This is a genomic window from Pseudomonas sp. Snoq117.2 (assembly GCF_900110545.1).
In the GTDB taxonomy this organism is placed as follows: Bacteria; Pseudomonadota; Gammaproteobacteria; order Pseudomonadales; family Pseudomonadaceae; genus Chryseomonas; species Chryseomonas benzopyrenica.
This window is the reverse complement of the sequence record NZ_FOED01000006.1, coordinates 161,864-184,889: the sequence shown is the minus strand read 5'-3', so window position 1 is coordinate 184,889 and position 23,026 is coordinate 161,864. Positions and strand designations below refer to the sequence as shown.

General features: G+C 66.0%; 20 protein-coding genes and 1 pseudogene. 6 read left to right on the top strand and 15 right to left on the bottom strand.

What is annotated here, in order from left to right; all coding sequences use genetic code 11:
• Positions 1-100: 100 nt before the first annotated feature.
• Entirely contained in the window at positions 101-1,078 is a 978-nt protein-coding gene (locus BMZ43_RS16930) for a glycosyl hydrolase 53 family protein (protein WP_231357184.1), read from the top strand.
• 284 nt (positions 1,079-1,362) lie between these two features.
• Positions 1,363-3,975: a cellulase family glycosylhydrolase gene (locus BMZ43_RS16925; RefSeq protein ID WP_017641704.1), complete on the top strand. Its 2,613-nt coding sequence runs from the start codon at positions 1,363-1,365 to the stop codon at positions 3,973-3,975.
• A gap of 416 nt (positions 3,976-4,391) precedes the next feature.
• Here the strand turns inward: BMZ43_RS16925 and rep are convergent, their stop codons facing one another.
• Positions 4,392-6,401: a DNA helicase Rep gene (gene rep, locus BMZ43_RS16920; protein ID WP_017639881.1), complete on the bottom strand. Its 2,010-nt coding sequence runs from the start codon at positions 6,399-6,401 to the stop codon at positions 4,392-4,394.
• A 61-nt stretch (positions 6,402-6,462) separates the two neighbouring features.
• A complete protein-coding gene (locus BMZ43_RS16915; RefSeq protein WP_064306873.1) occupies positions 6,463-7,155 on the bottom strand; it encodes a hypothetical protein in 693 nt (230 codons plus the stop codon).
• A 173-nt stretch (positions 7,156-7,328) separates the two neighbouring features.
• Between BMZ43_RS16915 and BMZ43_RS16910 the strand changes: the two genes are divergently transcribed.
• Positions 7,329-7,913 (top strand): flavin reductase family protein, encoded by a 585-nt coding sequence (locus BMZ43_RS16910; protein WP_064306872.1) that lies wholly within the window; start codon positions 7,329-7,331, stop codon positions 7,911-7,913.
• Positions 7,914-7,950: 37 nt separating this feature from the next.
• Here the strand turns inward: BMZ43_RS16910 and BMZ43_RS27445 are convergent, their stop codons facing one another.
• The 6 genes and pseudogenes from BMZ43_RS27445 to BMZ43_RS16885 all read right to left on the bottom strand — a co-directional run bounded on the left by BMZ43_RS27445 (position 7,951) and on the right by BMZ43_RS16885 (position 12,452).
• Positions 7,951-8,676 (bottom strand): methyl-accepting chemotaxis protein, encoded by a 726-nt coding sequence (locus BMZ43_RS27445; protein ID WP_371099774.1) that lies wholly within the window; start codon positions 8,674-8,676, stop codon positions 7,951-7,953.
• Positions 8,650-9,795 (bottom strand): annotated as a pseudogene (locus BMZ43_RS27440) (methyl-accepting chemotaxis protein); the annotation flags it as partial. The gene BMZ43_RS27445 and the pseudogene BMZ43_RS27440, both read right to left, overlap by 27 nt.
• 208 nt (positions 9,796-10,003) lie before the next feature.
• Positions 10,004-10,333, bottom strand: coding sequence for an Arc family DNA-binding protein (locus BMZ43_RS16900; protein ID WP_037063379.1), 330 nt, complete (start codon positions 10,331-10,333; stop codon positions 10,004-10,006).
• A gap of 31 nt (positions 10,334-10,364) precedes the next feature.
• Positions 10,365-11,006: a LysE family translocator gene (locus BMZ43_RS16895; RefSeq protein ID WP_093255073.1), complete on the bottom strand. Its 642-nt coding sequence runs from the start codon at positions 11,004-11,006 to the stop codon at positions 10,365-10,367.
• 1 nt (position 11,007) lies between these two features.
• Entirely contained in the window at positions 11,008-11,778 is a 771-nt protein-coding gene (locus tag BMZ43_RS16890) for a 2OG-Fe(II) oxygenase (protein ID WP_093255071.1), read from the bottom strand.
• A gap of 35 nt (positions 11,779-11,813) precedes the next feature.
• Complete coding sequence (locus BMZ43_RS16885) at positions 11,814-12,452, bottom strand: alanyl-tRNA editing protein (RefSeq protein WP_093255069.1); 639 nt, start codon at positions 12,450-12,452, stop codon at positions 11,814-11,816.
• Positions 12,453-12,544: 92 nt separating this feature from the next.
• Between BMZ43_RS16885 and BMZ43_RS16880 the strand changes: the two genes are divergently transcribed.
• The 3 genes from BMZ43_RS16880 (at position 12,545) to BMZ43_RS16870 (ending at position 15,695) form a co-directional block, all read left to right on the top strand.
• The gene (locus BMZ43_RS16880) at positions 12,545-13,528 is read left to right on the top strand and encodes a LysR family transcriptional regulator (protein ID WP_007159848.1); all 984 of its coding nucleotides are present in this window, start codon (positions 12,545-12,547) and stop codon (positions 13,526-13,528) included.
• 199 nt (positions 13,529-13,727) lie between these two features.
• Positions 13,728-15,128, top strand: a complete 1,401-nt coding sequence (locus BMZ43_RS16875) for a sugar porter family MFS transporter (RefSeq protein WP_093255067.1) — start codon at positions 13,728-13,730, stop codon at positions 15,126-15,128.
• 78 nt (positions 15,129-15,206) lie between these two features.
• Positions 15,207-15,695, top strand: a complete 489-nt coding sequence (locus tag BMZ43_RS16870; RefSeq protein WP_064306867.1) for a UPF0158 family protein — start codon at positions 15,207-15,209, stop codon at positions 15,693-15,695.
• A 32-nt stretch (positions 15,696-15,727) separates the two neighbouring features.
• Here the strand turns inward: BMZ43_RS16870 and BMZ43_RS16865 are convergent, their stop codons facing one another.
• The 7 genes from BMZ43_RS16865 to BMZ43_RS16840 all read right to left on the bottom strand — a co-directional run bounded on the left by BMZ43_RS16865 (position 15,728) and on the right by BMZ43_RS16840 (position 22,998).
• Entirely contained in the window at positions 15,728-16,669 is a 942-nt protein-coding gene (locus BMZ43_RS16865) for an ATP-binding protein (RefSeq protein ID WP_256562978.1), read from the bottom strand.
• 39 nt (positions 16,670-16,708) lie between these two features.
• Entirely contained in the window at positions 16,709-16,885 is a 177-nt protein-coding gene (locus tag BMZ43_RS26925) for a hypothetical protein (RefSeq protein WP_256562976.1), read from the bottom strand.
• A gap of 110 nt (positions 16,886-16,995) precedes the next feature.
• Positions 16,996-17,526 (bottom strand): glycine cleavage system transcriptional repressor, encoded by a 531-nt coding sequence (locus BMZ43_RS16860; RefSeq protein ID WP_017639869.1) that lies wholly within the window; start codon positions 17,524-17,526, stop codon positions 16,996-16,998.
• A gap of 58 nt (positions 17,527-17,584) precedes the next feature.
• Positions 17,585-18,643 (bottom strand): HAD family hydrolase, encoded by a 1,059-nt coding sequence (locus BMZ43_RS16855; protein ID WP_093255065.1) that lies wholly within the window; start codon positions 18,641-18,643, stop codon positions 17,585-17,587.
• Positions 18,644-18,778: 135 nt separating this feature from the next.
• A complete protein-coding gene (locus tag BMZ43_RS16850; protein ID WP_093255063.1) occupies positions 18,779-20,059 on the bottom strand; it encodes an MFS transporter in 1,281 nt (426 codons plus the stop codon).
• Positions 20,060-20,278: 219 nt separating this feature from the next.
• Complete coding sequence (locus BMZ43_RS16845; protein ID WP_093255061.1) at positions 20,279-22,012, bottom strand: OPT family oligopeptide transporter; 1,734 nt, start codon at positions 22,010-22,012, stop codon at positions 20,279-20,281.
• 71 nt (positions 22,013-22,083) lie between these two features.
• Entirely contained in the window at positions 22,084-22,998 is a 915-nt protein-coding gene (locus BMZ43_RS16840) for a LysR family transcriptional regulator (protein ID WP_064306862.1), read from the bottom strand.
• Between the last annotated feature and the right edge of the window lie 28 nt (positions 22,999-23,026).

The following is a 23,026-nucleotide window of genomic DNA, read 5'->3' as shown; positions in this document are numbered from 1 at the left end:
TTGTGCGGGGGGTCGCAGCCTGGAGTCATCCATGATTGAGGCACTGGCGGCGCTTTGCCATGCTCCGCCGCTCTGCTGCCCACCTGCAAGGATGCGTCTGATGCCTCGAATGTCGCCCTGGTTCGGCCTGGTCGCTGCCCTGTGCCTGGGTGGCACGGTCCGGGCCGCCGAGCCTGTCACCCTGCCCGAATTGCCCTACATCCCCCTGGGGGTGGTCGGTCACGACAACAACGCCGCCTATCCCGATGCGCAGATGGAAAAGCGCCTGCAGCTGCTCGACCGCTACAACCTGCGCAGCTACCGCTCCGGCGAATTCCTGCTGCTGGATCTGCCGCGCCTGGATCGCCTGGTGGCCCTGGCCCGCCAGTACCACATCACCCTGAGGCCGGTGATCACCCAGCAACTGACCCAGGCCCAGGCCTATGCCCTGGCCAAGCGCTATGCCAACGACATCAAGATCTGGGAAATCGGCAATGAGCAGGATCACTCGCGGATCGGCGCCAGCATCCGCATCAGTCGGCTGGTGGATATCTATCGGGGCATCCGTCGCGCCTCCGACGAGCTGAACGCCGATCTCAAGACCACCATCAACGTGATGTCCTGCAATTCCTACGACACCGGGCCCAAGGCGCGCTGCCCGGGCGATCGCCTGGGCTCCATGTGGTTTCTCGATCAGGCCAAGGCCGCCGGTTTCGATTTCGACTACATCAGCTTCCACTACTACCCGCATTACCACGACCGCGGTCACTGGATGGATCTCTACCTGGGGCAGATGCGCGCCATGGCGGCCAAGTACCGGACGCAGATCTTCTACAACGAGGTCAATTGCGCGGAGATCTACAAGGGCACCACCGACGGCGGCCGGCCGGGCGATCGCAGCTGTTATGACAGCCTCGAGTACATCCTCTCCGAGCTCAACGGGCGCTATCGCGACATCGTCCGTGAGATCAACGTCTATGAACTGCTCGACGAGCCGACCCATCCGGTTGCCCATGAGCGTCACTTCGGGCTGATGTACGACCTGGATCGGCCCAAACCGGTCATGGAACTGGTCCGCCGCTATGCTGGAGCGCCTTGAGCCGCCAGAAAGCAGACAAGTCTGACTTTTGCCTGGGGATCGGCTCTTTGCGTGACCAGGTGGTCAGCGACGAGTGGTAGCGAAAGTGCCATCATCGGCACCGTACATCTGGCAAAACACCGCGTTCACCCCTGCTTCGTGATGGCACGGGTTCTTCTTGGTCTAGCGCTTGCACTAGGCTTCGCAGGTGCTGGGGAAACGATCTTCCCCGGCAGTTTTCCTGCTGTACCGAGGTGGGATGCACGGATCGAATCGCGCACCTCGGCCTATCTGGTTCCTTCTTGATGACAATCCTTAGCTCCATCTCCCGCCGCCTGCCGCGTCAGGCGCTGCTCTTGCCTGCCCTGTTCGCCACCGCTTCGCTTGCCACCTCCGCCCAGGCCGTTGACCTGGTCGGTCTCAACTTCTCCGGCGCCACCTTCGCCGCCCAGGTACTGCCCGGTGTCAACGACCGCAATTTCATCTTTCCGGCCGAGAGCCATTTCCAGCAGTGGAGCGCCAAGGGCGTGAAGCTGGTGCGCTTCCCCATTCTCTGGGAGCGCCTGCAACCGTCCATGGGGGTCAATCTCGATCCCACCTACGCCGGCCTGGTCGATCGCACCCTGGGCTACGCCCAGAAGTACGGCGTCAAGGTCATCCTCGATCTGCACAACTACGCCCGCTATCAGGGCAAGGTCATCGGCGCGGGCGAAGTCCCCTACGAGGCCTTCCAGAATCTCATGACCCGTATCGCCCAGCGCTGGGGCACCCATGCGGCGCTCTATGGCTACGACATCATGAACGAGCCCCACGACGCCGTGAGCAACTGGCCGATCGCCGCCCAGTACGGCATCGATGGCGTGCGCGCGGTCGATTCGACCCATCCGATCTTCATCGAGGGCAACGGCTGGGCCGATACCACCCGTTGGCCGCAGTGGAACGACGCCCTGCTCAAGCTCAACGATCCGGCCAACAACCTGATCTTCATGGCCCAGGCCTTCTTCGACGGCAGCCTGAACGTGGCGACCCTCTCGCCCAGCTATGGCGTCGAGCGGCTGAAGCCCTTCGTCGCCTGGCTCAAGGCCAACAACAAGCGCGGCTTCATCGGCGGCTTCGGCGTACCTGACACGGATGCGCGCTGGTTGCCCATTCTCGACGGCATGCTGGCCTATCTGAAGCAGAACTGCATTCCGGCCACCTACTGGGCCGCCGGGCCGGGCTGGGGTACCTACAATCAGGCGGTCGAGCCGATCAATGGCAAGGAGCGTCCGCAGTGGGCGGTGCTGGCCAAGTACCTGGACAAGGACAGCTGCGCCGCCATCGGCCCGCAGGTAGCACCGACCGCCGCCACACCACCCAAGACCGGGACCGCCACCAGCGGTGCGACCGCGGGCACCACCGGCGGTACCGGCGCCACGGGCACCACTGGCACCACCACTGGCACCACCACCGGCGTCGCGCCGACCACGGGTACCGGCACCACGGGGACCGCCACAGGTAGCACCGCCACGGCAGGGGCGACCACCGGCGCCGTCACGGGCACCGCAGGCAATGCCGCCAATGCCACCAAGCTGACCACCGTCGAGCAGCTCTACCTGGCCTACTATGGCCGGGCGGCCGATGCCGGTGGCCTCAACTACTGGGCCTCGCGACTGGCCAGCGACCTGAGCGTCGAGCAACTGGCGGCCACCTTTGCCGCCAATGGCGAGTCGACCACGCTTTACGGATCCCTGAGCGGCGCCGCCCTGGTCAACAAGGTCTATCAGACCCTCTATGGCCGGAGCGCCGACAGCAGTGGCAGCGCCTATTGGAGCAGCCGGCTGGCCAATGGCGTCACCTCCCGGGCCAACCTGCCGCTGGAAGTCCTGCGCGCCGCTGCCGGCGACGACAAGGCCGCCTTCGACAAGAAGGTGAGCGCGGCGCTGGCCCAGGGCACCACCACGACCACGCCGACCCCTGCGGCCAGCGTGCAACCGGTGCAGAACGTGGTCCAGCCAGTCACCGGCGGGGCGGTCGCCTCGGCCCCGCTGAGCGGCTACAAAAACATCCCCCTGGGGGTGGTCGGCCACGACAACAGCGCTGCCTATCCGCCGGCCGAGATGGAAGCCCGGTTGCAGGTCCTGGCGGCGCGCAACCTGCGTACCTATCGCTCCGGCGAGTACCTGGTGATGAACCTGCCCGAGCTGGATCGTCTGGTCGCCCTGGCCCGCAAGTACAACATCACCCTGCGGCCGGTCATCACCCACAAGCTGACCCAGGCGCAGGCCTATGCCCTGGCCAAACGCTACGCCAACGACATCAAGATCTGGGAGGTCGGCAACGAGCAGGACTATTCCAAAGCGGGTGCCCAGGAGCGCATCAATACCCTGGTCGGCATCTACCGCGGGATCAAGCAGGCTTCGGATGAGCTGGGCGCCAACCTCAAGACCACCATCAACGTGATGGCGTGCAACTCGGACGACCGCACCGCCACCGCCCGTTGCCCGGGTGATCGCAACGGTGCCATGTGGTTCCTCGACCAGGCCCGGGCGTCAGGCTTCAACTTCGACTACATCAGCTTCCACTACTACCCGTACTTCGACGACAAGGGCTACTGGATGGACATGTACCTGGGGCAGATGCGCGCCATGGCCACCAAGTACAGGACCAAGGTGTTCTTCAACGAGATGAACTGCGGCAACGTCTACCAGGGCAACACCGATGGCGGCCGTGACGGCGATCGGGCCTGCTACGACAGCGTCAAGCAGATGCTCACGGTGCTCAACACCAGCTACAAGGACGTGGTGGCCGAGATCAACGTCTACGAATTGCTCGATGAGCCGAGTCTCTCGGTGATCCACGAGCGCCACTTCGGGATGATGTACGACCTCAAGCGACCCAAGCCGATCTTCGACATGGTGACCAACTTCGCCAAGTAAGCGCCCGGCGCGACCATAGCACCGCCCCCGTTGCCTGACCGGCAGCGGGGGCGGTGTCGTTCTGGGGGTAGGGATCTAGGCTGGGCGGGCCCCCACGCCGCTCTTCCCCCTCTCCCAGGGGGAAGAGCGGCGTGGGGGAGGTGCGAGGGTGTCAGGCAGGTGCGGTGCCGGCCCTCATCTCGGGGGAGAAGGGGAAGAGCGGTGTGGGTGCAGGGGGGCTGTTTGCTCCCCTCTCCCTCGGGGAGAGGGGCTGGGGGTGAGGGTGTCAGCCCGGCGCGGGGTGGGCCCTCACCCTAACCCTCTCCCCCGGGAAGAAGGGACTGATCGGCGTATGGCGAAACCCGGTGGTGACTGCGGACGCCCCCTCTCCCTCCGGGAGGGCTGGGGTGAGGGTGATCCCAGTGAAGGCCTTCCCCTCAACGCTTGAGCATCGCCCGCATCGCCGCCAGGGCATCGTTGCCACGGGCGGCCTTCTGCTCCTGGGGGGCTTCTTCCAGGCCTTCCCATTGCAGGTCCTCGGGCGGCAGCTCGTCGAGGAAGCGGCTGGGGGTGCAGTCGATCAGCTCGCCGTACTGCTTGCGCCGGGTGGCGTAGGTGAAGGCCAGGGTCTGGCGCGCGCGGGTGATGCCCACGTAGGCCAGGCGGCGCTCCTCCTCGATGGTGTCGGCCTCGATGCTGGAGCGGTGCGGCAGGATCTCTTCCTCCATGCCCATGATGAACACATAGGGGAATTCCAGGCCCTTGGAGGCGTGCAGGGTCATCATCTGCACCCCGTCGGCGCCTTCCTCTTCCTCCTGCTGGCGTTCGAGCATGTCGCGCAGGACCAGCTTGGCGATGGCGTCCTCGATGGTCATCTGGCCGTCCTCGTCCTTTTCCAGGATGTTCTTCAGCGCATCCATGAGGAACCAGACGTTGCCCATGCGGAAATCGGCGACCTTGTCGGAGCTGGCGTTCTGGCGGATCCAGTTCTCGTAGTCGATGTCCATCACCATGCTGCGCAGGGCGCCGATGGGATCTTCGCCGGCGCAGTTCTGGCGCACGCCATCCATCCAGCGCTTGAAGCGCCCCAGGCGCTCGGTGAAGCGGGCGTCCAGGTGCTCGCCCAGACCGATCTCGTCGGCCGCGGCGTACATCGACAGGTCGCGGCTGCCGGCATAGTTGCCGAGCTTTTCCAGGGTGGTGGAGCCGATCTCCCGACGTGGCACGTTGATCACCCGCAGGAAGGCGTTGTCGTCGTCCGGATTCACCAGCAGGCGCAGGTAGGACATCACGTCCTTGACCTCCTGGCGGGCGAAGAAGCTGGTGCCGCCGGAGAGCCGGTAGGGAATCTGGTGGTGCTGGAGCTTGAGCTCCATCAGCTTGGCCTGGTGGTTGCCGCGATAGAGGATGGCGAAGTCCGCGTAGGGCCGCTGGGTCTTGAGGTGCAGGGTGAGGATTTCCAGGGCGATGCGCTCGGCCTCGCCGTCCTCGTTCTTGCAGCGCAGCACCCGGATCGGATCGCCATGGCCCATCTCGCTCCACAGCTGCTTCTCGAACACATGGGGATTGTTGGCGATGAGCACGTTGGCGCACTTGAGGATGCGACTAGTGGAGCGGTAGTTCTGCTCCAGCATCACCACCTTGAGCGAAGGGAAGTCGTCCTTGAGCTGCATCAGGTTTTCCGGCCGCGCGCCGCGCCAGGCGTAGATCGACTGGTCGTCGTCGCCCACCACGGTGAACTGGGCACGCTCCTGCACCAGCATCTTCACCAGCAGGTACTGGCTGGTGTTGGTGTCCTGATATTCGTCCACCAGCATGTAGCGGATGCGATTGCGCCAGCGCTCCAGCACCTCGGGATGCTCCTGGAACAGCTTCACCGGCATCAGGATGAGGTCGTCGAAGTCGACTGCGTTATAGGCCTTGAGGGTGCGCTGGTAGTGCAGGTAGACCACCGCAGCGGTCTGCTCCTTGGGCGTGCGCGCCTTTTCTAGGGCCTCTTCCGGCAGGATGAGGTCGTTCTTCCAGTTGCCGATGTAGTTCTTGATCTCGTCCAGGCCGTCGTCGCCCTGGTATTCCTTCTGCATGATGTCGGTGAGCAGCGCCTTGATGTCGCCCTCGTCGAAGATGGAGAAGCCCGGCTTGTAGCCCAGGTGCACGTACTCGCGGCGGATGATGTTCAGCCCGAGGTTGTGGAAGGTCGAGACGGTCAGGCCGCGGCCTTCGCCGGCCTTGAGCAGGCTGGCCACCCGCGCCTTCATCTCGCGCGCCGCCTTGTTGGTGAAGGTCACGGCGCAGATGTACTGGGCGCGGATGCCGCACTGCTGTACGAGGTAGGCGATCTTGCGGGTGATGACGCTGGTCTTGCCGGAGCCGGCGCCGGCCAGCACCAGCAGAGGGCCGCTGATGTAGGCCACGGCTTCGGCCTGGCGGGGGTTGAGCTTGGACATGGCGGACCGAGGGGTGACGACGCTGGGCGGGGGATTCTACCAGCGCTGGTCCGCCTCGGTCTCAAGGCTTGGGCGGTGGCGCGACGAAGGTCAGCTGGCGCGGATAGCCGTACTTCTCCCCGGGCAGCGCCGGGCTGTCGAGAAACACCGCCATGCTGCGGCCGAATTCGTTGACGTAGGTGACGGCATAGTCCTGGCCGTCGGCCAGGCGGACGATGGCGCCGGTCTTGAATTCTTCGCGATTGCGCTCGGTGACCGGGATGGAAATGCCGGCGGCCTTGCGGTAGACGCCCTTGAGCCAATCCTGGTTGGTGAAGTCGTTGATCGGGGTGCTGAAGCGCCCTGGCAGGCGCTGCAGGTGCCGACCGGTGCCGGGGGCGTCATCCACCGCCAGCCGCCGCGGATAACCCACGGCCTCGGCATCCAGCGGCTTGCCCTCAAGGAACACTGCCAGATTGTCGCCGACGCGTTGGACATCGGTGATGGCACGCCACTCGCCGTCGCCCAGCTGCGCCTGACGACCGCTGATGAAGCCCTCGACGTTGGCTGGCGTAGCGGGAATGGTCAGACCGGCCACGCGGCGCAGCACACCGCGATCCCAGTCTTCGTTGCTGAAGTCGTTGATGGAGCTGGAGAGCAGCGGCTGGGTGGCCGGGGCGCTGTGCGGCGGTTTGGCGTTCTCGGCATGGGCCAGCGGCAGGCCGAGATAGCAGGCGCAGAGCAGCAGAAGGGAGCGAGCCAGGCAGGTGGGCATAGCGGTCATCCTTAACGCAGGTTTCTTGTCGATCCCATACCGGGAGTGGGCGATAGACCCCTGATGTCCCCCGGCGTTTGGCGAGCGCGATGCAAAGCGGCAATTTTTTTCCCGCTCGGCGCCGGACGGCAAGGGCTGCGTTACCCTGGGGCTTTTCCCACCGGAGTCCGTCCATGAATTCGACCCTTGCCGCCGTCCCCCTGGCCAAGGCCTATCGGCTGCTCAACCATGGCCCCACGGTGCTGGTCAGCGCCGCCCACGACGGCCGGCGCAACGTCATGGCCGCAGCCTGGGCCATGGCGGTGGATTTCGAGCCGGGCAAGGTGGCGGTGGTGCTGGACAAGCAGACCTGGACCCGCGAACTGTTGGAAGCCGAGGGCAGCTTCGTGCTCAGCGTGCCCTGCGCGGCCCAGGTGGATCTGGTGCAGACGGTGGGCAACACCACCGGCCGGGAGCTGGACAAGTTCGCCGCCTACGGCATCGAGACGCTGGCCGGCGAAAGGGTCGGTGCGCCTTTGATCGCCGGTTGCGTGGCCTGGCTGGAATGCCGGGTGCTGCCCGAGGCGCACAACCAGCAGGGCTACGACCTGTTTCTTGGCGAGGTGGTCGCCGCCCGGGCCGATACCCGGGTGTTTCGCGAGGGGCGCTGGGATTTCCGCGGTCAGGACAGTCTGCGCACCCTGCATCACGTCGCCGGTGGTCACTTCCTGGTGATCGGCGACGGTATCCAGGGACAACTGCTGACGCCCAGGATCTGAGACCGACGACGCCAGCGCTGGCGTCGTCGGGCCGGGGTCAGACGCGGAAGCGCGCGACCATCTGCTGCAGATCGCCGCCCAGGCGGGCCAGTTCGTTGACCGAAGCCGCGGCATGGGCGTTGGCAGTGGCGGACTCCTCGGCCAGGCCACTGACCTTGACCACGTTGCCGTTGATCTCCTCGGCTACCAGGCTCTGCTCTTCCACCGCGGTGGCGATCTGCTGGTTGAGGCTCTGGATCTCCGCCACCGTCTGGTAGATGACGTCCAGGGCGCGCTCGGCGTCCTGGGCCAGGGTCACGGTGCCCAGGGTACGGTCACGGCTGGCCTGCATGCGCGCACTGGCCTCGGTGGTGCCCTGTTGCAGGGTGGCGATGAGTTCGCCGATTTCCTGAGTGGATTCCTGGGTCCGCTGCGCCAGGGACCTGACCTCGTCGGCCACCACGGCGAAGCCGCGGCCCTGTTCGCCGGCGCGGGCCGCTTCGATGGCGGCGTTGAGCGCCAGCAGGTTGGTCTGCTCGGCGATCGCCTTGATCACGTCGATGACGCTGCCGATGCGACCGCTGGCGGCGTCCAGGCGCTCCATGGCCGCGCCCAGGCCCTGCACCTCTTCGGCGGCCAGGGTGATTTCCTGGGCCGCGCGCTTGACCGTACGGCTGCCTTCGCGCGCCATGTTGTCGGCGTTCTGCGCGGCGCTGGAGGCGTTGGCGGTGTTTTGCGCCACGTTGTGCACCGTGGCCGCCATCTCGTTCATGGCGGTGGCCACCTGGTGCATCTCGTCACGCTGCTGGGTGGCGCCACGGCTGGTCTGGACGCCAAAGGCCGAGAGTTCGTCGGCCGCGCTGCTGAGTTGCCCCACGCCGCTGGCGATGCCACCGACGAGCTGGCGCAGGTCAGCGGCCATGGCCTGGGTGGTGCGTTGCAATTCGCCCAGTTCGTCACGGCGGGTCACCGCGTCGCTCGGGGTCAGGTCGCCGGCGGCGACGCGCTTGAGCATGGCCATGGCGGTCGCCAGCGGCTGGGTGATCTGGCGGGCGATCAGCCAGGCGGCGGCGATGCCGATGAGCAGGGCGATCAGGCTGGTCAGCAACAGCTTGAACAGGGCGGCCTGGCGTTCGGCGGCGGCGGACTTGAGCTGGCCCTCGCCCAGTTGATCCAGCAACTGCACCAGCTTGTTGCCCTGCTCCTGCAGGCTGGCGACCGTGGCCTGGGCCTGGCGATTCTGCGCGACGATGGATTCGAAGAAGGCGCGATAGCGGGTCACGTCCTGGGTGGCGCTGTAGAGGCGGGCGGCGGTGTCGCCATCGATCTGCTTCTGGGCGCTGGCCAGGGTCTGGAGCAAGCCGTCGATGACCTTGAGCGTCGCCTGGGACTTGCTGTCGTCGGGGGTGCCGAGGAAGCGGCGGATGGCCAGGCGCACGCCGACCATCTGCGCCTTCATCTCGGCCACGGCCTTGAGGTCGGCGGTGCTGTAGCTGCCACCCGGCGCGAAGACCAGGTCGAACAACTGGTCGAAGGTCTCGGTGACGTTATCGGAGACCCGGGTCAACTCCTTCTGGGCCTCGGCGCTGGTCTGATTGGACTGCTGCAGGGCGGTGAAGCGCTCCTGGTAGGTCTTCATCTCCTGCTGAATGCTGTGCAGGATGGCGACGTTGGCCGGGTTGCTCAGCAAGCTCAGGCCCTTGGCGACATCTTCCGCGACCACGGCCAGATCGGTCTGCTGCCGAGCGACGCTGGCGGCACTGGGATCGAGCAGGTAGTTCTTCTCGTCGATCCTGACGTTGAGAATGTGGGCTTTGAGCTCACCGCTGTAGCGCGTCTTGGTGATGCGATCGAGCAGGGTGTTGGCGGTGAGATAGCCGAACAGGGCTACCACCGTCACCATGACCAGCAGGGCGCCGAAGCCCAGGGCCAGCTTCTTGGAAATGCCGAGATTGCTCAGCCAGGAGGCTTTGGAAACAGACATGGGAGTACCGGAAGAGAGGTCGAAGACCCCCTTCATCGGCCGTCCCGATCGATACTTGAAAGCCGCACGTCAGGGCCGGTCGCCAGGCTAGCGGCCTGCTGCCGACCGGCGGTGGCGCCGGACGCCGTCAGGCGGTTTCGCGGCTGTTCACGGGCACTGGCAATTCCAGTTCCAGCACCGAGATAAGCGCCTTCTGCTGGCGCTCGTTGAGCTGGCGGAAGCGCTGCAGCAGCAGTTGCTCGCTGGCATTGAGCAGGTCGTCGTCCGCTTCGCCCTGCTGCTGCTCCAGAACCCCATCCTGCACCAGGCTGCGTTCCAGCCAGGCGACGATCTCGGTGTTCATGCTGTGGCGATGGGAGCGGGCCACGGCAGCGATGCGTTCACGCATGCCATCGGGCAGGCGGACGACGAATTTTTCCGTGGGGATTCCAGCGGGAGCGCGGTGGACGTAAGGCATGGCGGACCTCCAAAAAACGGGGTGGCTGACGTCAAAGCGCCGACAACAGCAGTCGACCGGCGAAGAAAACCAGCACCAGGCCCATGGTTCTCTCGAACCAGTGGCCCAGGCGCAGGAAGGTCTGGCGAACACGTGGACTGGAAAACAGCAGGCTGACCAGGGCGAACCAAGCGGCGTTGACCGCGCACATCCACAGGCCATAGAGGCCCTGGACGGTCAGCGGCGTACTGCCGCTGACCACCGTGGTGAAGATGGCCAGGAAGAACAGGGTGGCCTTGGGATTGGTGGCATTGGTCAGGAAGCCGGTGAGGAAGGCCTTGCCGGGCGACTGCCGTTGCAGATCGGCCTGCTGCCACTGGCTGTCGTCCAGCGGCGCGGCGGTGGGCTTGCTGCGGATCAGGTTGAAGCCCAGCCAGAGGATGTAGGCGCCGCCGACCACCTTGGCGACGCCCAGCAGCCAGGGCGTGGCGTGCATCAGGGCGCCGATGCCGAGCAGGGTGTAGAGCACGTGCACCGAGATGCCGGCGCCGATGCCCAGGGCGGTACAGAGGCCGATCAGGCGGCCGAATCTCACGCTCTGACGCACGGTCACGGCGAAATCCGGGCCGGGCGCCAGCACGGCGAGGAAGTGGATGGTCGCCAGGGCGAGGAATTCGCTCAGGTAGGGGGACATGTCAGCTCCAGTACGTGAGGGGTTCGGCCGCCCCGCGATAGCCGACGAAGCACGACAGCGACAGCCGCGGCTGGTCGTTGCCGGGGGTCACGGCGTGCATGCGGCGGGAATTGAAGAGGATCAGATCGCCCGGTTCGGGGCGGATGGTCAGGCAGGGCGGGCCGAGGCGGTCGGGTTCGATGCCGTAGCTGTCGCCGCGCATGGCGTCAAAGGCCTCCGGCGACAGCTCGCGCGACCAGAGCTGCAATTCGCCGCCGAGGCTGGGCATGGTCAGGTAGACGTTGCAGGCCAGCTGGGCGACCAGGCTCTCGGCTTCCTCGCTGCCCGGCGCGTCCTTGGCGAAGATGTCGTGGTGGGCGAGAAAGCGCACCCCCGGCTTCACCACCCGCGACAGGCCGACGTACATCTTGCGGCCCCAGAGGGTCTGCAGCTGGGCCCCCGCGGGCCAGACCTCGTCGAGGGTGCAGCGCACCAGGTCGATGGGATTGAGGTAGGGGCGGCAGCGGCGGCGCAATTCTTCCAGGTTGCTGGTGACGCTGGCGAAGTAGTCGTCCATCTGCGCGCGCTGGTGCTCCGCCTCGTAGAAGGCCATGCCGATGCGGCCGATGCTGGGAGCGTTGGTGTAGGTGGCGAAGCCGTTGCCGAGGATCTGCTGGCCGAGGTCGTCGGCCAGCGGACGCGGCACGAAGTGGCGCACCCGCACGGCCAGCAGGCGTTCATCGGTGAGACGGAGCAGACTCTCGGTGTCGAGAGCGTCGAGTTCGAGCAGCATGGCGCTTCCTTTCTGCGGGTGAGGTGAGCGGTTGATCAGGCGCCAGCCATGTCGTAGCTCACCAGCAGGCGTCCCTTCTTTTCCTTGACGCCCAGGGCGCTCAGGGCGCCGACCGCGCGCAGGGAGCGCACGTGGGTTCCGCCGCAGGCATAGCGCGCTACGTCCTCGCCAAAGCGCACCTGGCGCTGGCCATCGGCCTGCACCTCGACATGCAGCGGCAGGTCTTCTTCCACCAGGGCGTCGAAATGCGCCTGCAGGGCTTCGCTGTCCAGGGGCTGCGATGCCTCGCCCGGAATGAATTCGATGCGGCCTTCGCCCGGCCAGTGATGGGCCTTGACCGGCTTCCAGCCATGGGTCTCGCCGATGTGACCGAGCAGGTGCCCGGCCGAATGCAGCCGCGAATGCAACTGGCGCCGGCCTTCGTCGACCCGGGCCAGCACGCGGCCGGGCGGCAGGGGGCGGGTGGTGTGGTGCAGGATACGGTCGCCGTCCTGGACCACCCGGGTCACCTCGGCGGTGCCGATCCAGCCGGTGTCACTGGGCTGGCCGCCGCCCTGGGGATGGAAGGGCGTGGCCAGCAATTCGACGACATAACCGTCCTCGGCGGCGCTACAGGCGTGGACCTCGACCTCGGCGATCAGGCTGTCGCTCAGGAAATACAGGCGCTCGGTCATACGTCTACTACCTAGAAAACGAGAAACATCCTCATTCTAAAGAGCGCACGCAAGGGTGATAATCCACCCTCTCTCCAAAGGAATTTTGCGCTGTGAGCATAAATCTTCCCCTGCCGCTGCTCAGCGAGATGGCCATCTTCGTGCGGGTGGTGGAGAGCGGCAGCTTCTCTGCGGCGGCCCGTCAGCTGGGTCTGACCCCATCCTCCACCAGTCGCAGCGTGGCGCGCCTGGAGAAGGCTTTGGGCACCCGGCTGCTCAATCGCAGTACGCGCAAGCTGCGCCTGTCGGAGGCGGGGGAGGAGGTCTATCGGCGCTGCAGCGACATGGTCGGCGCCGCGCGGGCGGTGCTGGAGGTCAGTGGCCAGTTCAACCAGGCGCCGGCCGGCATCGTCCGGCTGTCGGTGCCCAAGGCGGTGGGCAGCACGGTGATCCATCCGCACATGGCCGACTTCCTGCGTCGCTATCCGGCGGTGGACGTGCAATTGCTGCTGGAAGACCGCTATGTCGATCTGATCGACGAGAACGTCGACCTGGCCATCCGCATCACCGACCGGCCGCCGCCCGGGCTGGTGGGCCGTCAGCTGCTGACCATCGAGCACCTGCTCTGCGCCACGCCGCAGTACCTGGCCGAGCATGGCCAGCCCGCCCATCCCCGCGATCTGGCCGGGCACAGCTGCATCTACCTGGCGGAAGAGCCGGCCGATTCGCGCTGGAAATTCCGCCAGGGCGCCAAGGTGGTCCACGTCAATGTGCGCGGTCGCTATGCCGCCAACCACACCGGGGTGCGCCTGGACGCGGTGCTCAACCACATTGGTATCGGCAGCCTGCCGCTGTTCACCGCCCAGGCGGCCCTGGCCCGTGGCGAGATCATCCAGGTGCTGCCGGAGTGGTCCTTTCTGCCGCACTACCACGGCGGCGCCTGGCTGCTCTATCCGGCGACGCGCCACCTGCCACCCAAGCTCAAGGTATTCATCGATTTCCTGGTCGAGCGCCTGGGCGATCAGGCGCTGCGCCCGGGGCAGGGCGCAGCGGCACTGCCCGAGCAGCGCTTCCAGGAACTGACCATCGGCAGCTAGGCGCTGCCGGTCGCCAAGCGTGATGCTTTTCACAAGTCCTGTTACAACTGGCATCATTAGGTGAAACGATTCACCTAACGTTTCTCTGCCTGCCGCATCGTGCTTTTCCCTGGGCCATGCTCCCCCACGGCCCGCCCGCGCGGGTGGATCAGGTCGCCGCCGCGATCCTTGCCCTGGCAAAACAAGAAAGGATTTCCCCATGCTCGCTTCATCACCCTCGCTCGCCGCACCCGTGGCGGCCACCCCGCGCAAGGGGCTGGTCGTGCTCATCGCCGTGATCGCCGCCCTGGGCGGTCTGCTGTTCGGCTACGACACCGGCATCATCGGCGTCGCCCTGCTCGGCCTCGGCCGCGAATTCGCCATGGACGACACCGTCAAGCAACTGGTGACCGGCGCCATCATCTTTGGCGCCCTGTTCGGCTGCCTCGGCACCGGCCCGATCTCCGACCGCCTCGGTCGCCGCAAGACCATCATTGGCGTGGCCCTGGTGTTCGCCCTGGGTTCGGTGCTCTCGGCGCTGTCGCCCAACGTCACCCTGCTGATCCTGTCGCGCTTCCTGCTCGGCCTGTCGGCTGGCAGCTCCACCCAGATCATCCCGGTGTACATCGCCGAGGTGGCGCCGCCGGAGCACCGCGGCAAGCTGGTGGTGCTGTTCCAGTTCATGGTGGTGTTCGGCATCACCGTGGCCTATTTCACCGGCTTCGCCCTGGACGAACACTGGCGCTGGATGTTCGGCCTCGGCCTGGTGCCGGCGCTGATCCTGTTGGCGGGCATGGCGGTACTGCCGGAAAGTCCGCGCTGGCTGCTGGTCAAGGGCCGCGAGGGCGACGCCCTGGCGGTGCTGGAACGGGTCCGTGGCGGCAAGGCCGCGGCCCAGGCCGAACTGGCCGAGATCAAGACCGTGAGCAACGCGCCGGAAGGCAACTGGAGTGACCTCTTCTCGCCCTGGGTCCGTCCGGCCCTGCTGGTGGGCGCCGGCATCGCCATGTTCTCGCAGATCACCGGCAACAACGCCCTGATCTACTACGCACCCACCATCCTCACCCAGGCCGGTTTCTCCGACCAGACCGCGGTGCTGGCCACCGGCTGCAGCACCATCCTGGTGGTGATCATGACCGTGGTCGGCAGCTTCCTGGTGGATCGCATCGGTCGTCGCCGCTATCTGCTGACGCTGATTCCCGGCTCCATCGTCGCCCTGGCGATCATGGGGTACCTGTTCCAGGGCGCCGGTCCCCAGACCGATGTCGAGCGCTGGACGGTGGTGGCCTGCCTGGCCGCCTACCTGATGCTCAATTGCGGCGGCTTCGGCGTCTGCATCTGGCTGATCAACGCCGAGGTCTATCCGCTGTTCGTGCGCGGCAAGGGCGCCAGCGTCGGCGCCTTCAGCCACTGGGGCTTCGACCTGCTGGTGACCCTCACCACCCTGAGCCTGGTGACCCAGCTGGGCGCCGCCCACACCTTCTGGCTCTATGCCGGCATTTCCCTGGTGGCCCTGCTGTTCATCTGGCGCCTGGTGCCGGAGACCAAGGGCAAGAGCCTGGAGCAGATCGAGCACGACCTGCGCGAACGGCGCTTCTTTCCCTATCAGCGGAAGGGCTGAACGCCAGCTCCGGTGCTAGGGTCGCAACAGGAGCGGAGCTCTGTCTCCGCTCCTGTTCGCCTGTGCCGGAGTCCTGCCATGCGCCCCCTGACCCTCGACCTCGAGCTACTGGCTGCCGCCCTCGACAGCCGAGAGCGAGGTACTCACTTCCTCGATCTCGAAAGCGGCGCCCTGCGCCTGCTCGACCCGGACGACCTCAGTCTGGAAGAGCGCGAGGAACTGGAAGATCCCGAACGCTACCTGCCGTTGCCGCGGCTGACCCAGGACGACCGCCTGGAGCTGCGCGAAGCCTTTCTGCACCAGTTGCGTCATCCCCACGCCCAGCCACTCTTGCGCGCTGCCCTGGAGAGCCGGCGGCCGATCCGCACCTTCGACTACGAACTGGAGCTCTTCCCTGCGGTACGCGAGGCCTGGCAGGCCTTTGCCCTGAGTCGCCTCAAGGAGGAGCTGCTGGTGCTGCTGGACGAAGCCGGCCTGGAGGCCCTGCCGGCGGATGGCCGGATGCCGCTGCCGGAAGACATGCCCGAAGGCATCCGGCGGCGGTTGGAGAAGGGGCAGGGGCGATAGGGCTTGCCGCCCCGATGGTCAGCTGAACGCCCTTAGTTTGACGAAGCGTCCGGCAGCATGCCGGCGCTACGCATGAGGTCCGGCAGTCCTTGCTCTTCGATGGCGTAAACGCCGCGCTCAGCTTTCCAGATCAATGCCTTTTCCTGCAAAGCAGCCAGGGCCTGCTGTACGTTCTGCGCGTAGGCGGCCTCCTGGGCCTGGGCCTCGCTCATACCGGCGAGCTGTAGCATTTCTGCGTACTTGCCAAGAGTTGCCAATTCGAAAGGCGCATAGTCCTTGCCCTGGACCGCCATCACCTTCAGTACGGCCGCTTGAATCGGTGTGAGGCTGCGAATCACGGCTAGAGCGCTCTCGGACATCTCTCGCACGTGCTCGTCGACGGCTTCAGCAAAAGCGACATTGCCCACTGCAGCATCATCGATCATTGAGTATTCGAGTACCTCACGGGCCGCTTGCAATGCCTCGGGGCGATAGCCCGCTTCGACGAATTTACTCCAGACTACTTCTGGATCAAGGGCGAAATCGAGCCTGGACTGCGCGCAGAACCAGTCCACATAGCATCTGTCAAGATGGGGAAAGTTGACCAGGGGCGCATTGAAGAAGGCTTGGTCGCGGCTGTTTCTGAGCATTGCCAGCTTGTCCCGGCTGGAACCGGTGCAGATAAGTCTCAGGCCGTGATGGTGTGAGCCGTTCAATTCGTCGCGAGCCGCCTTGAGGGCGAAGAGCGTGTTGCTGCCAGCCGCTGTGGTCACGGCATGCTGAGCTTCGTCGATAATGAGCACTATCGGCTTGCCGAGACTGTCGGAAAGCGCTGCCAGCGCAGCGGCCAGGGTTACGCCCTTGGCTTTGCCAATGCTGCCGGTATCTATCTCGACCCCACCCACCTTGAGTTTCACCACGCCGCTTTGCTTGGTCAGCTTGGCGATCAGACCAAGATTGCGCTCGATGGCAACCTGAACCGCTTGATTGATCAACTCAGCCGGATCAGTCTGTCGATTCGACCAGAGATCGACCTAGATCACCTCGGCACCTGCGAGCTGGAGTGCGGGCGCCAGATCTTCCCGCATGAAGGTGGTCTTGCCGGTTCGCCGTGGCGCCGCCAAAAACAGACCGGGATGCAGCGGGTCTGCCATGATCTTGGCAGCATAGGTAGTAGCCATGGCGTGTCGGTGATAGAAACGCTCGGGCATCGACAACTCCCAATTCAAGGCGATTAAAGTCGATTATAGATCTTTATAGATCTTTATAGATCTTTATAGATCTTTATAGATCTTTATAGATCGCTGCCCTGAAGCCTACTTTAGTGCTGGTCATGTCCATGCCGATAGAGCTTGAGCTCCACCATCAGGTCGTCGGTGAGGGTTTCCAGATGGGCCTGCAGGGTTTCGAGGGCCAGGTCCGCCGGCAGTGCCAGCAGGGCGGTGGCATGGAACAGCACCTCGCTGCTCATGGGGGCCGGGCGCGTCTCGGTGGACAGCCGTTCGACGTTGACCCCGACCTGATGCAGCGCCCGGGTGATGTCGCGGACGATGCCGACGCGGTCGTTGCCCAGGAGGTCGAGCTGCACCAGCGGCGCACCCACCGCAGCCGGCTGGCCGGGTTCGCCGACCAGGATGCGCAGACCGGGAATGGCCAGCTGTTGCAGGGCCTCCACCAGGCCATTGCGCAATTCCGGCTCCACTTCCACCGAAAGGATCCCGGCGAACTGGCCGGCCAGATGGGCCATGCGGCTTTCCAGCCAGTTACCGCCCTGGGCGGCCACGCAGTCGGCCAGGGCTTCCACCAGACCGGGGCGATCGGGGGCGATGACGGTCAGGACCAGGTGTTCCATGGCGGGCTCCAGGGCAGTCAGAGAGAACCCCGAGTCTAGCCCGCCCTGGAGCGCGGGCCTACTGGATGTCTTCGGGTTTGACGATCACCCAGTGCTGGTCGGCGTTGACCGCTACGCCGGCCTTGGCCTGGCCCTCGGCGTTGCTCTTCATCATCGCCTCGATCTGGGTGCGGTACTTGGCCTTGCGGTCGATCCACAGGTGGATGCCGTTCTTGGCGGCGTCCACGCCCTGGAACAGCATGGGACCGTCGCTGACCGGGGTGTCGCCGCCGACCAGGATGGGCTTCTTCCAGGGATCGATGTAGGTGAGGATGGCCGCGTACTTGCCGGCGAACCAGGTGGCCGGGGTCCAGAGGTAGGGGGTGACCTGCAGCCTCAGGTTGGCCTGGGGATCGTACTTGCCTTCGGCGATCTGCTTGCGGGCGGTGGTCAGGGCGCCGGTGGCCGGGTCCTTGAGCAGGGTGGTGACGCCAATTACATTTTCCGGCTTGACGCCATAGCCGTAGCGCGGATCGGCGGCCACCATGCGCACCAGCTCTTCGTGGGCGGCGCTGATCACATAGACCTCGATACCGTTCTCCATCAGCTTGCGATAGAGCTCCTGCTGGCCGGTGAAGGGCTTGGGTGGATTGATCTCCACCGTCTCGACCTTATCGTCCTTGCCGTAGTAGGTGGCGGGGATCGGCTTGCCGTAGGCCATCAGCTCGTCGACATAGCCCTTGAGCTGCTGCAGGGTGAAACCGGAAAACACTTGGGCGACCCAGGGATAGCAGACCAGGTCATCGATCTCGCAGAGCCGGTAGTAGTAGCTGTTGAGGCTTTCCTGGTGGCCGCCGACGTCCTTGAAGGGGATCAGCTTGAGCGAAGGATCGAGGGTCTCGCGGGTCAGCACGCCCTTCATTTCCAGGAAGGGCAGCAGGGCTTCCTCCAGGTCGTAGCGATAGCTGGTGTTGTCCATGTCGAACACCGCGTAGTTGCCCTTATTGGCATTGGCGGCGATCAGGGCATCGAGTTGGCGGGCGGCGTCGGCTGGCCAATGGGTCAGCTCGGTGGCAGCGGCGGTCAGCGACAGCAGACCACCGGCCAGACCGGCGAGAAGGCGGGGAAGGATGGGCATCGGCGGGCTCCGGCACAGCGACCGCCCAGTGCGGTCGCCTGCCGCAACCCTAGCAAAAAGCTGTTACAGATCAGGGTGAGGGACGACCTGTCCGGATGCGAGAGCGGCACAACGTGCCGCTCTGCGACAACCTCCTCAGACGGTAGCGGCCTTGAAGCGCGGCTGGGCGTTGCCCTTGAACAGGGTCAGGGTCGCGACCAGGCCGAGCACGGCGGCCAGGGTCAGCCACATGCCGGGGGCGGCCTTGTTGCCGGTCTCCTGGATCAGCCAGGTGCAGACCATGGGGGTGAAGCCGCCGAAGGTCGCGGTGGCCAAGCTGTAGGCCAGGGAGAAGCCGGTGGTGCGCACATGGGCCGGCATCACCTCGGTCAGGGCCACCACCATGCCACCGTTGTAGGTGCCATAGAGGAAGGACAACCACAGCTCGACCATCAGCAGGCGCGAGAAGCCCGGGGCGTGGGTCAGCCAGATCATCGCCGGGTAGGCGGTGAGGATGGCCAACACAGTGGCGAAGATCAGCAGCGGACGCCGGCCGACGCGATCGCTCAGGGCGCCCATCACCGGCAGCCAGATGAAGTTGGACACGCCCACGCAGGCGGTCACGATGAGGCTGTCCAGGGCGGTCAGGTTCAGCTCGTGCTTGCCGAAGGTCGGGGTGTAGGCGGTGATCAGGTAGAAGGAGGCAGTGGTCATGGACACCATGGCCACGCCGGCCAGCACCACGCCGAAGTTCTGGCGGATGGAGGTCATGGTCTCGCGGAAGGTCGGGCGATGCTTGCGCGCCTCGAATTCAGGGCTTTCTTCCAGGGAGCGGCGGATCATGAACAGGAAGGGCACGATCAGGCAGCCGATCAGGAAGGGAATGCGCCAGCCCCATTCACCCATCTCGGCGGGCGACAGCCAGTGGTTGAGCAGCGCGCCCAGCACGCCGGCGAAGACCACCGCGACCTGCTGACTGGCGGATTGCCAGGAAACGAAGAAGCCCTTGCGGCCCGGAGTGGCGATTTCCGACAGGTAGACGGACACGCCGCCCAGTTCGACGCCAGCGGAGAAGCCTTGCAGCAGGCGGCCGAGCAGCACCAGCAGCGGGGCGGCGACGCCGAGGGTGGCATAGCCCGGCACCACGGCGATCAGCAGGGTACCCAGGGCCATCAGCGCCAGGGTGACGATCAGGCCGTGACGCCGACCGTGCCGGTCGATGTAGGCGCCGAGGAAGATGGCCCCCAGGGGACGCATCAGGAAGCCGGCGCCAAAGGTGGCCAGCGACAGCATCAGGGAGGCGAGTTCGTTATCGCCGGGAAAGAAGGTCTTGGCGATGGCCGTGGCATAGAAGCCATAGACCATGAAGTCGTACATTTCGAGGAAGTTTCCGCTGACGACGCGGAACACGGATTTGGCTTTCGAGGTGGTGGCCATGACTGCTAGCTCGGATTGGGTTTGTTATGGAGACAGCTCGCGCAAGGCGCCCAGACCTCTCATGGGTGGGTCGCACTATTTGTAACCTTATGTGTTGCAAAAGCGCGCTGGCAAGCTGAATCGGACCGCAACCCCCGAATTTCACGGGTTTGAAAGGTTATTGAAAGCTTCGCGACATTACGTCTGGAAATTATTGTCCAGTTGACAAAATGTCGCAGTTCAAGACGAGAGCATCTGCCAGAAGGCCGCCCCGACACCGGCCAGGCTTTCCCCGGCGATGAGTCCCGCCGCGACCGCCAGGGCGAAGCGCTCGGCCAGGCGCGGCGCCCGCCAGCGCACCAGGGCGGTGAGCAGGGCACCGAGGGTCATCATCAGCGATACCGAGGCCGGCAGGATGAAGGCCAGGCCCAGGGCCGCCGAGCTGGGCAGCCAGTGCGCGCGTCTTGCAGGCAGCAGGGCTTCGGCCAGACCTAACAGCACGCCGGCCAGGGCGCCCAGGACGATGCCCAGGCGCATGGCGCCATCCAGGGCGCCCAGGCCCTGGGTCAGGGTTTCCGCCACCGCCTTCCACTGGGCCACCGCCGGTGCCGGCCAGGCGGCACTGAGCAGGAGCGCCTGGGGGTCGGGAATCAGCAGCCGATAGGTGAGCACCCCGGTCACCGCGCCCAGGGCGATGCCCAGGCACTGAGCCACCACCTGCTTGGCGGGCGTGGCGCCGATGGCCTGGCCGACCTTGAAATCGTTCATCAGGTCGGTGCTCTGGCCAGCCGCGCCACCGGCGGTGTTGGCGCCCATCAGGTTGATGTTGACCTGGCCAGGGGCAGCCAGGCCAAAGGTCAGCTGCGACAGCTGGCCGATGGCGCCGATGGGGGGAATGCCGGTGGCGCCCACCACCCGCGCGGCCATGGCGGCGAGAAACAGCGCCAGGGGCAGGGCGAGCAGGGCCAGCCAGGGATCGATGCCGAACAGCCGCACCTGCAGCACCACCACCAGCAGAGCCGCCACCAGCAACAGCGCCAGTGGCCAGGCACGGGGTCGCTGCCAGCCCTGGCGCTGCCGTTCGCCGCGCGGCAGGGTGATCAGCCGTACCGCCAGGGAAGCCAGGGTGGCGCTGACCATCAGGCTCACCCCCGGCCAGAGCAGCCATTGCACCAGGAAGGCGTATTGCGGGCCGCTGGCGTCCGCCGGCAGCGCGGCGACGCCGCTGGCCAGCAGCCAGGGCGCGACACCGCCCCAGGCCAGCAAGGTGCCGAATAGCAGCGACAGCCCGACCCTGAGGCCGATGATGCCGCCAAAGCCGAGCAGCAGCAGCGAGGGATCGAAGCTGAAGGTCAGCCGCTCCAGCGCGGGCGAAGGCGCCGCTCGCGGGAGCATCCAGGCGAAGGTGTCCACCAGTTTGACCGCCGCCGACAGCGTCAGGGCGCCCAGGAGCACCCGCAGCCGGGCCAGGGCCTCGGCGCCGCTGGTATAGACCTGGCGCAGCGCCTCCAGGGTGGCCAGGCCCTCGGGAAATCTCAGACTGGCATCGGCCAGCAGCAGGGGGCGCAGATACCAGGCCACCCAGATGCCGAGAAAGCTCACCGCGAACACCCAGCCCATCAGCGGCAGGGTCGGCAGTTCCTGGCCGGTCAGCAGCGTATAGGCGGGGATGGGCGCCACCAGCCCGCCGGAGACGATGCTGGCGGCCGCCGAGGCTACGGTCTGGTTGATGTTGCTCTCGTGCAGCGTCCAGCCCGGTTGCTGCAGCCGGCGGCCCAGGCGATGCCAGAGGCCGTAGCTCACCAGCAGGGCGATGATCGACATGTTGAACGACCAACCGATCTTGAGCCCGGCATAGACGTTGGCCGGGGTCAGCAGGATGCCCAGCAGCGCGCCGGTGAGCAGCGCCCGCGGACTGAGTTCGCGTTCCACGGGCAGCGGCAGGTCGGATGCGGCGGCGTTGGCAGCGGGCAAGGGGGCCTCCTCGGTCAGGCGATCACGGCGTGGTCAGGGGACCTCTCTCCGCGCCGGTTGGTTCGCCCGGTTCAGGGATGCCGCTCGGTCCAGGTCTGACGGAGGGCTTCGATCAGCTGGCGCAAGCCTGGCGGGGGCTGGCGTCGACTCGGGTAGTAGATGCACAGGGGCGCACCGGGTGAGGCCCAGTCCGGTAGTACCTGCTCCAGGCGGCCGTCGCGCAGCTCCGTGGCCACCCGCCATTCCAGACAGTAGGCCAGGGCCAGGCCATCGAGGGCCGCCTGGATCGAGGTCTCGGTCTCGTTGACCGTGAGCGGGCCCGGCACGTCCAGCGTGCGGGTCGTGGCGCCGCTGCCCAGTTCCCAGCGATAGAGGGCGCCATTGCCCAGCCGCAGCCGCACGCAGCGGTGCTCGACGAGATCGTCCGGCCGCTGCGGCCGACCGTGGCGGGCCAGGTAGTCAGGGGCGCCCACCACGATCCAGCGCAACTCGTCGGTGAGCGGCAGGGCGACCATGTCCTGGGGCACGGTGTCGCCATAGCGGATGCCGGCATCGAGGCCGTCGGCGACGATGTCCACCGGACGATCCTCGACGCTGATGTCCAGCTGCAGTTGCGGATAGGCCGCCAGTAGCCGGGGCAGGGTCGGGGTCACCAGCAGGCGCGCCGCATCCCGCGGCACACTCAGGCGCAGGCGACCGACCGGGGCGTCGCGGTGCTGGTCCAGCTCGCCCAGGGCCTCGCCGATGAGGGTGAAACCCTGTTCGAGCTTTTCCGCCAAGGCCGCGCCGGCCAGGGTCGGCACCACCGAGCGGCTGGTGCGATTGAGCAGCTTGACCCCCAGGCGGGTCTCCAGTTGGCGCAGGGCATGGCTCAGCGCCGAAGTGGTGACGCCCAGTTCGATGGCGGCCTGGCGAAAGCTGCGCCGGCGCACCAGGGCGACGAAGACGTTGAGATCGGCCAATTCGCCGCGATTTAGCGTTGGCATGCACAACCCTCACGCGATAAGGATCAAG

Excerpts from the sequence above, each read along its gene's own strand:
- BMZ43_RS16930 (WP_231357184.1), top strand. The coding sequence starts at position 101 with ATGCCTCGAATGTCGCCCTGGTTCGGCCTGGTCGCTGCCCTGTGCCTG.
- BMZ43_RS16925 (WP_017641704.1), top strand. The coding sequence starts at position 1,363 with ATGACAATCCTTAGCTCCATCTCCCGCCGCCTGCCGCGTCAGGCGCTG.
- rep (WP_017639881.1), bottom strand. The coding sequence starts at position 6,401 with ATGTCCAAGCTCAACCCCCGCCAGGCCGAAGCCGTGGCCTACATCAGC.
- BMZ43_RS16915 (WP_064306873.1), bottom strand. The coding sequence starts at position 7,155 with ATGCCCACCTGCCTGGCTCGCTCCCTTCTGCTGCTCTGCGCCTGCTAT.
- BMZ43_RS16910 (WP_064306872.1), top strand. The coding sequence starts at position 7,329 with ATGAATTCGACCCTTGCCGCCGTCCCCCTGGCCAAGGCCTATCGGCTG.
- BMZ43_RS16900 (WP_037063379.1), bottom strand. The coding sequence starts at position 10,333 with ATGCCTTACGTCCACCGCGCTCCCGCTGGAATCCCCACGGAAAAATTC.
- BMZ43_RS16895 (WP_093255073.1), bottom strand. The coding sequence starts at position 11,006 with ATGTCCCCCTACCTGAGCGAATTCCTCGCCCTGGCGACCATCCACTTC.
- BMZ43_RS16890 (WP_093255071.1), bottom strand. The coding sequence starts at position 11,778 with ATGCTGCTCGAACTCGACGCTCTCGACACCGAGAGTCTGCTCCGTCTC.
- BMZ43_RS16885 (WP_093255069.1), bottom strand. The coding sequence starts at position 12,452 with ATGACCGAGCGCCTGTATTTCCTGAGCGACAGCCTGATCGCCGAGGTC.
- BMZ43_RS16875 (WP_093255067.1), top strand. The coding sequence starts at position 13,728 with ATGCTCGCTTCATCACCCTCGCTCGCCGCACCCGTGGCGGCCACCCCG.
- BMZ43_RS16870 (WP_064306867.1), top strand. The coding sequence starts at position 15,207 with ATGCGCCCCCTGACCCTCGACCTCGAGCTACTGGCTGCCGCCCTCGAC.
- BMZ43_RS26925 (WP_256562976.1), bottom strand. The coding sequence starts at position 16,885 with ATGCCCGAGCGTTTCTATCACCGACACGCCATGGCTACTACCTATGCT.
- BMZ43_RS16860 (WP_017639869.1), bottom strand. The coding sequence starts at position 17,526 with ATGGAACACCTGGTCCTGACCGTCATCGCCCCCGATCGCCCCGGTCTG.
- BMZ43_RS16855 (WP_093255065.1), bottom strand. The coding sequence starts at position 18,643 with ATGCCCATCCTTCCCCGCCTTCTCGCCGGTCTGGCCGGTGGTCTGCTG.
- BMZ43_RS16850 (WP_093255063.1), bottom strand. The coding sequence starts at position 20,059 with ATGGCCACCACCTCGAAAGCCAAATCCGTGTTCCGCGTCGTCAGCGGA.
- BMZ43_RS16840 (WP_064306862.1), bottom strand. The coding sequence starts at position 22,998 with ATGCCAACGCTAAATCGCGGCGAATTGGCCGATCTCAACGTCTTCGTC.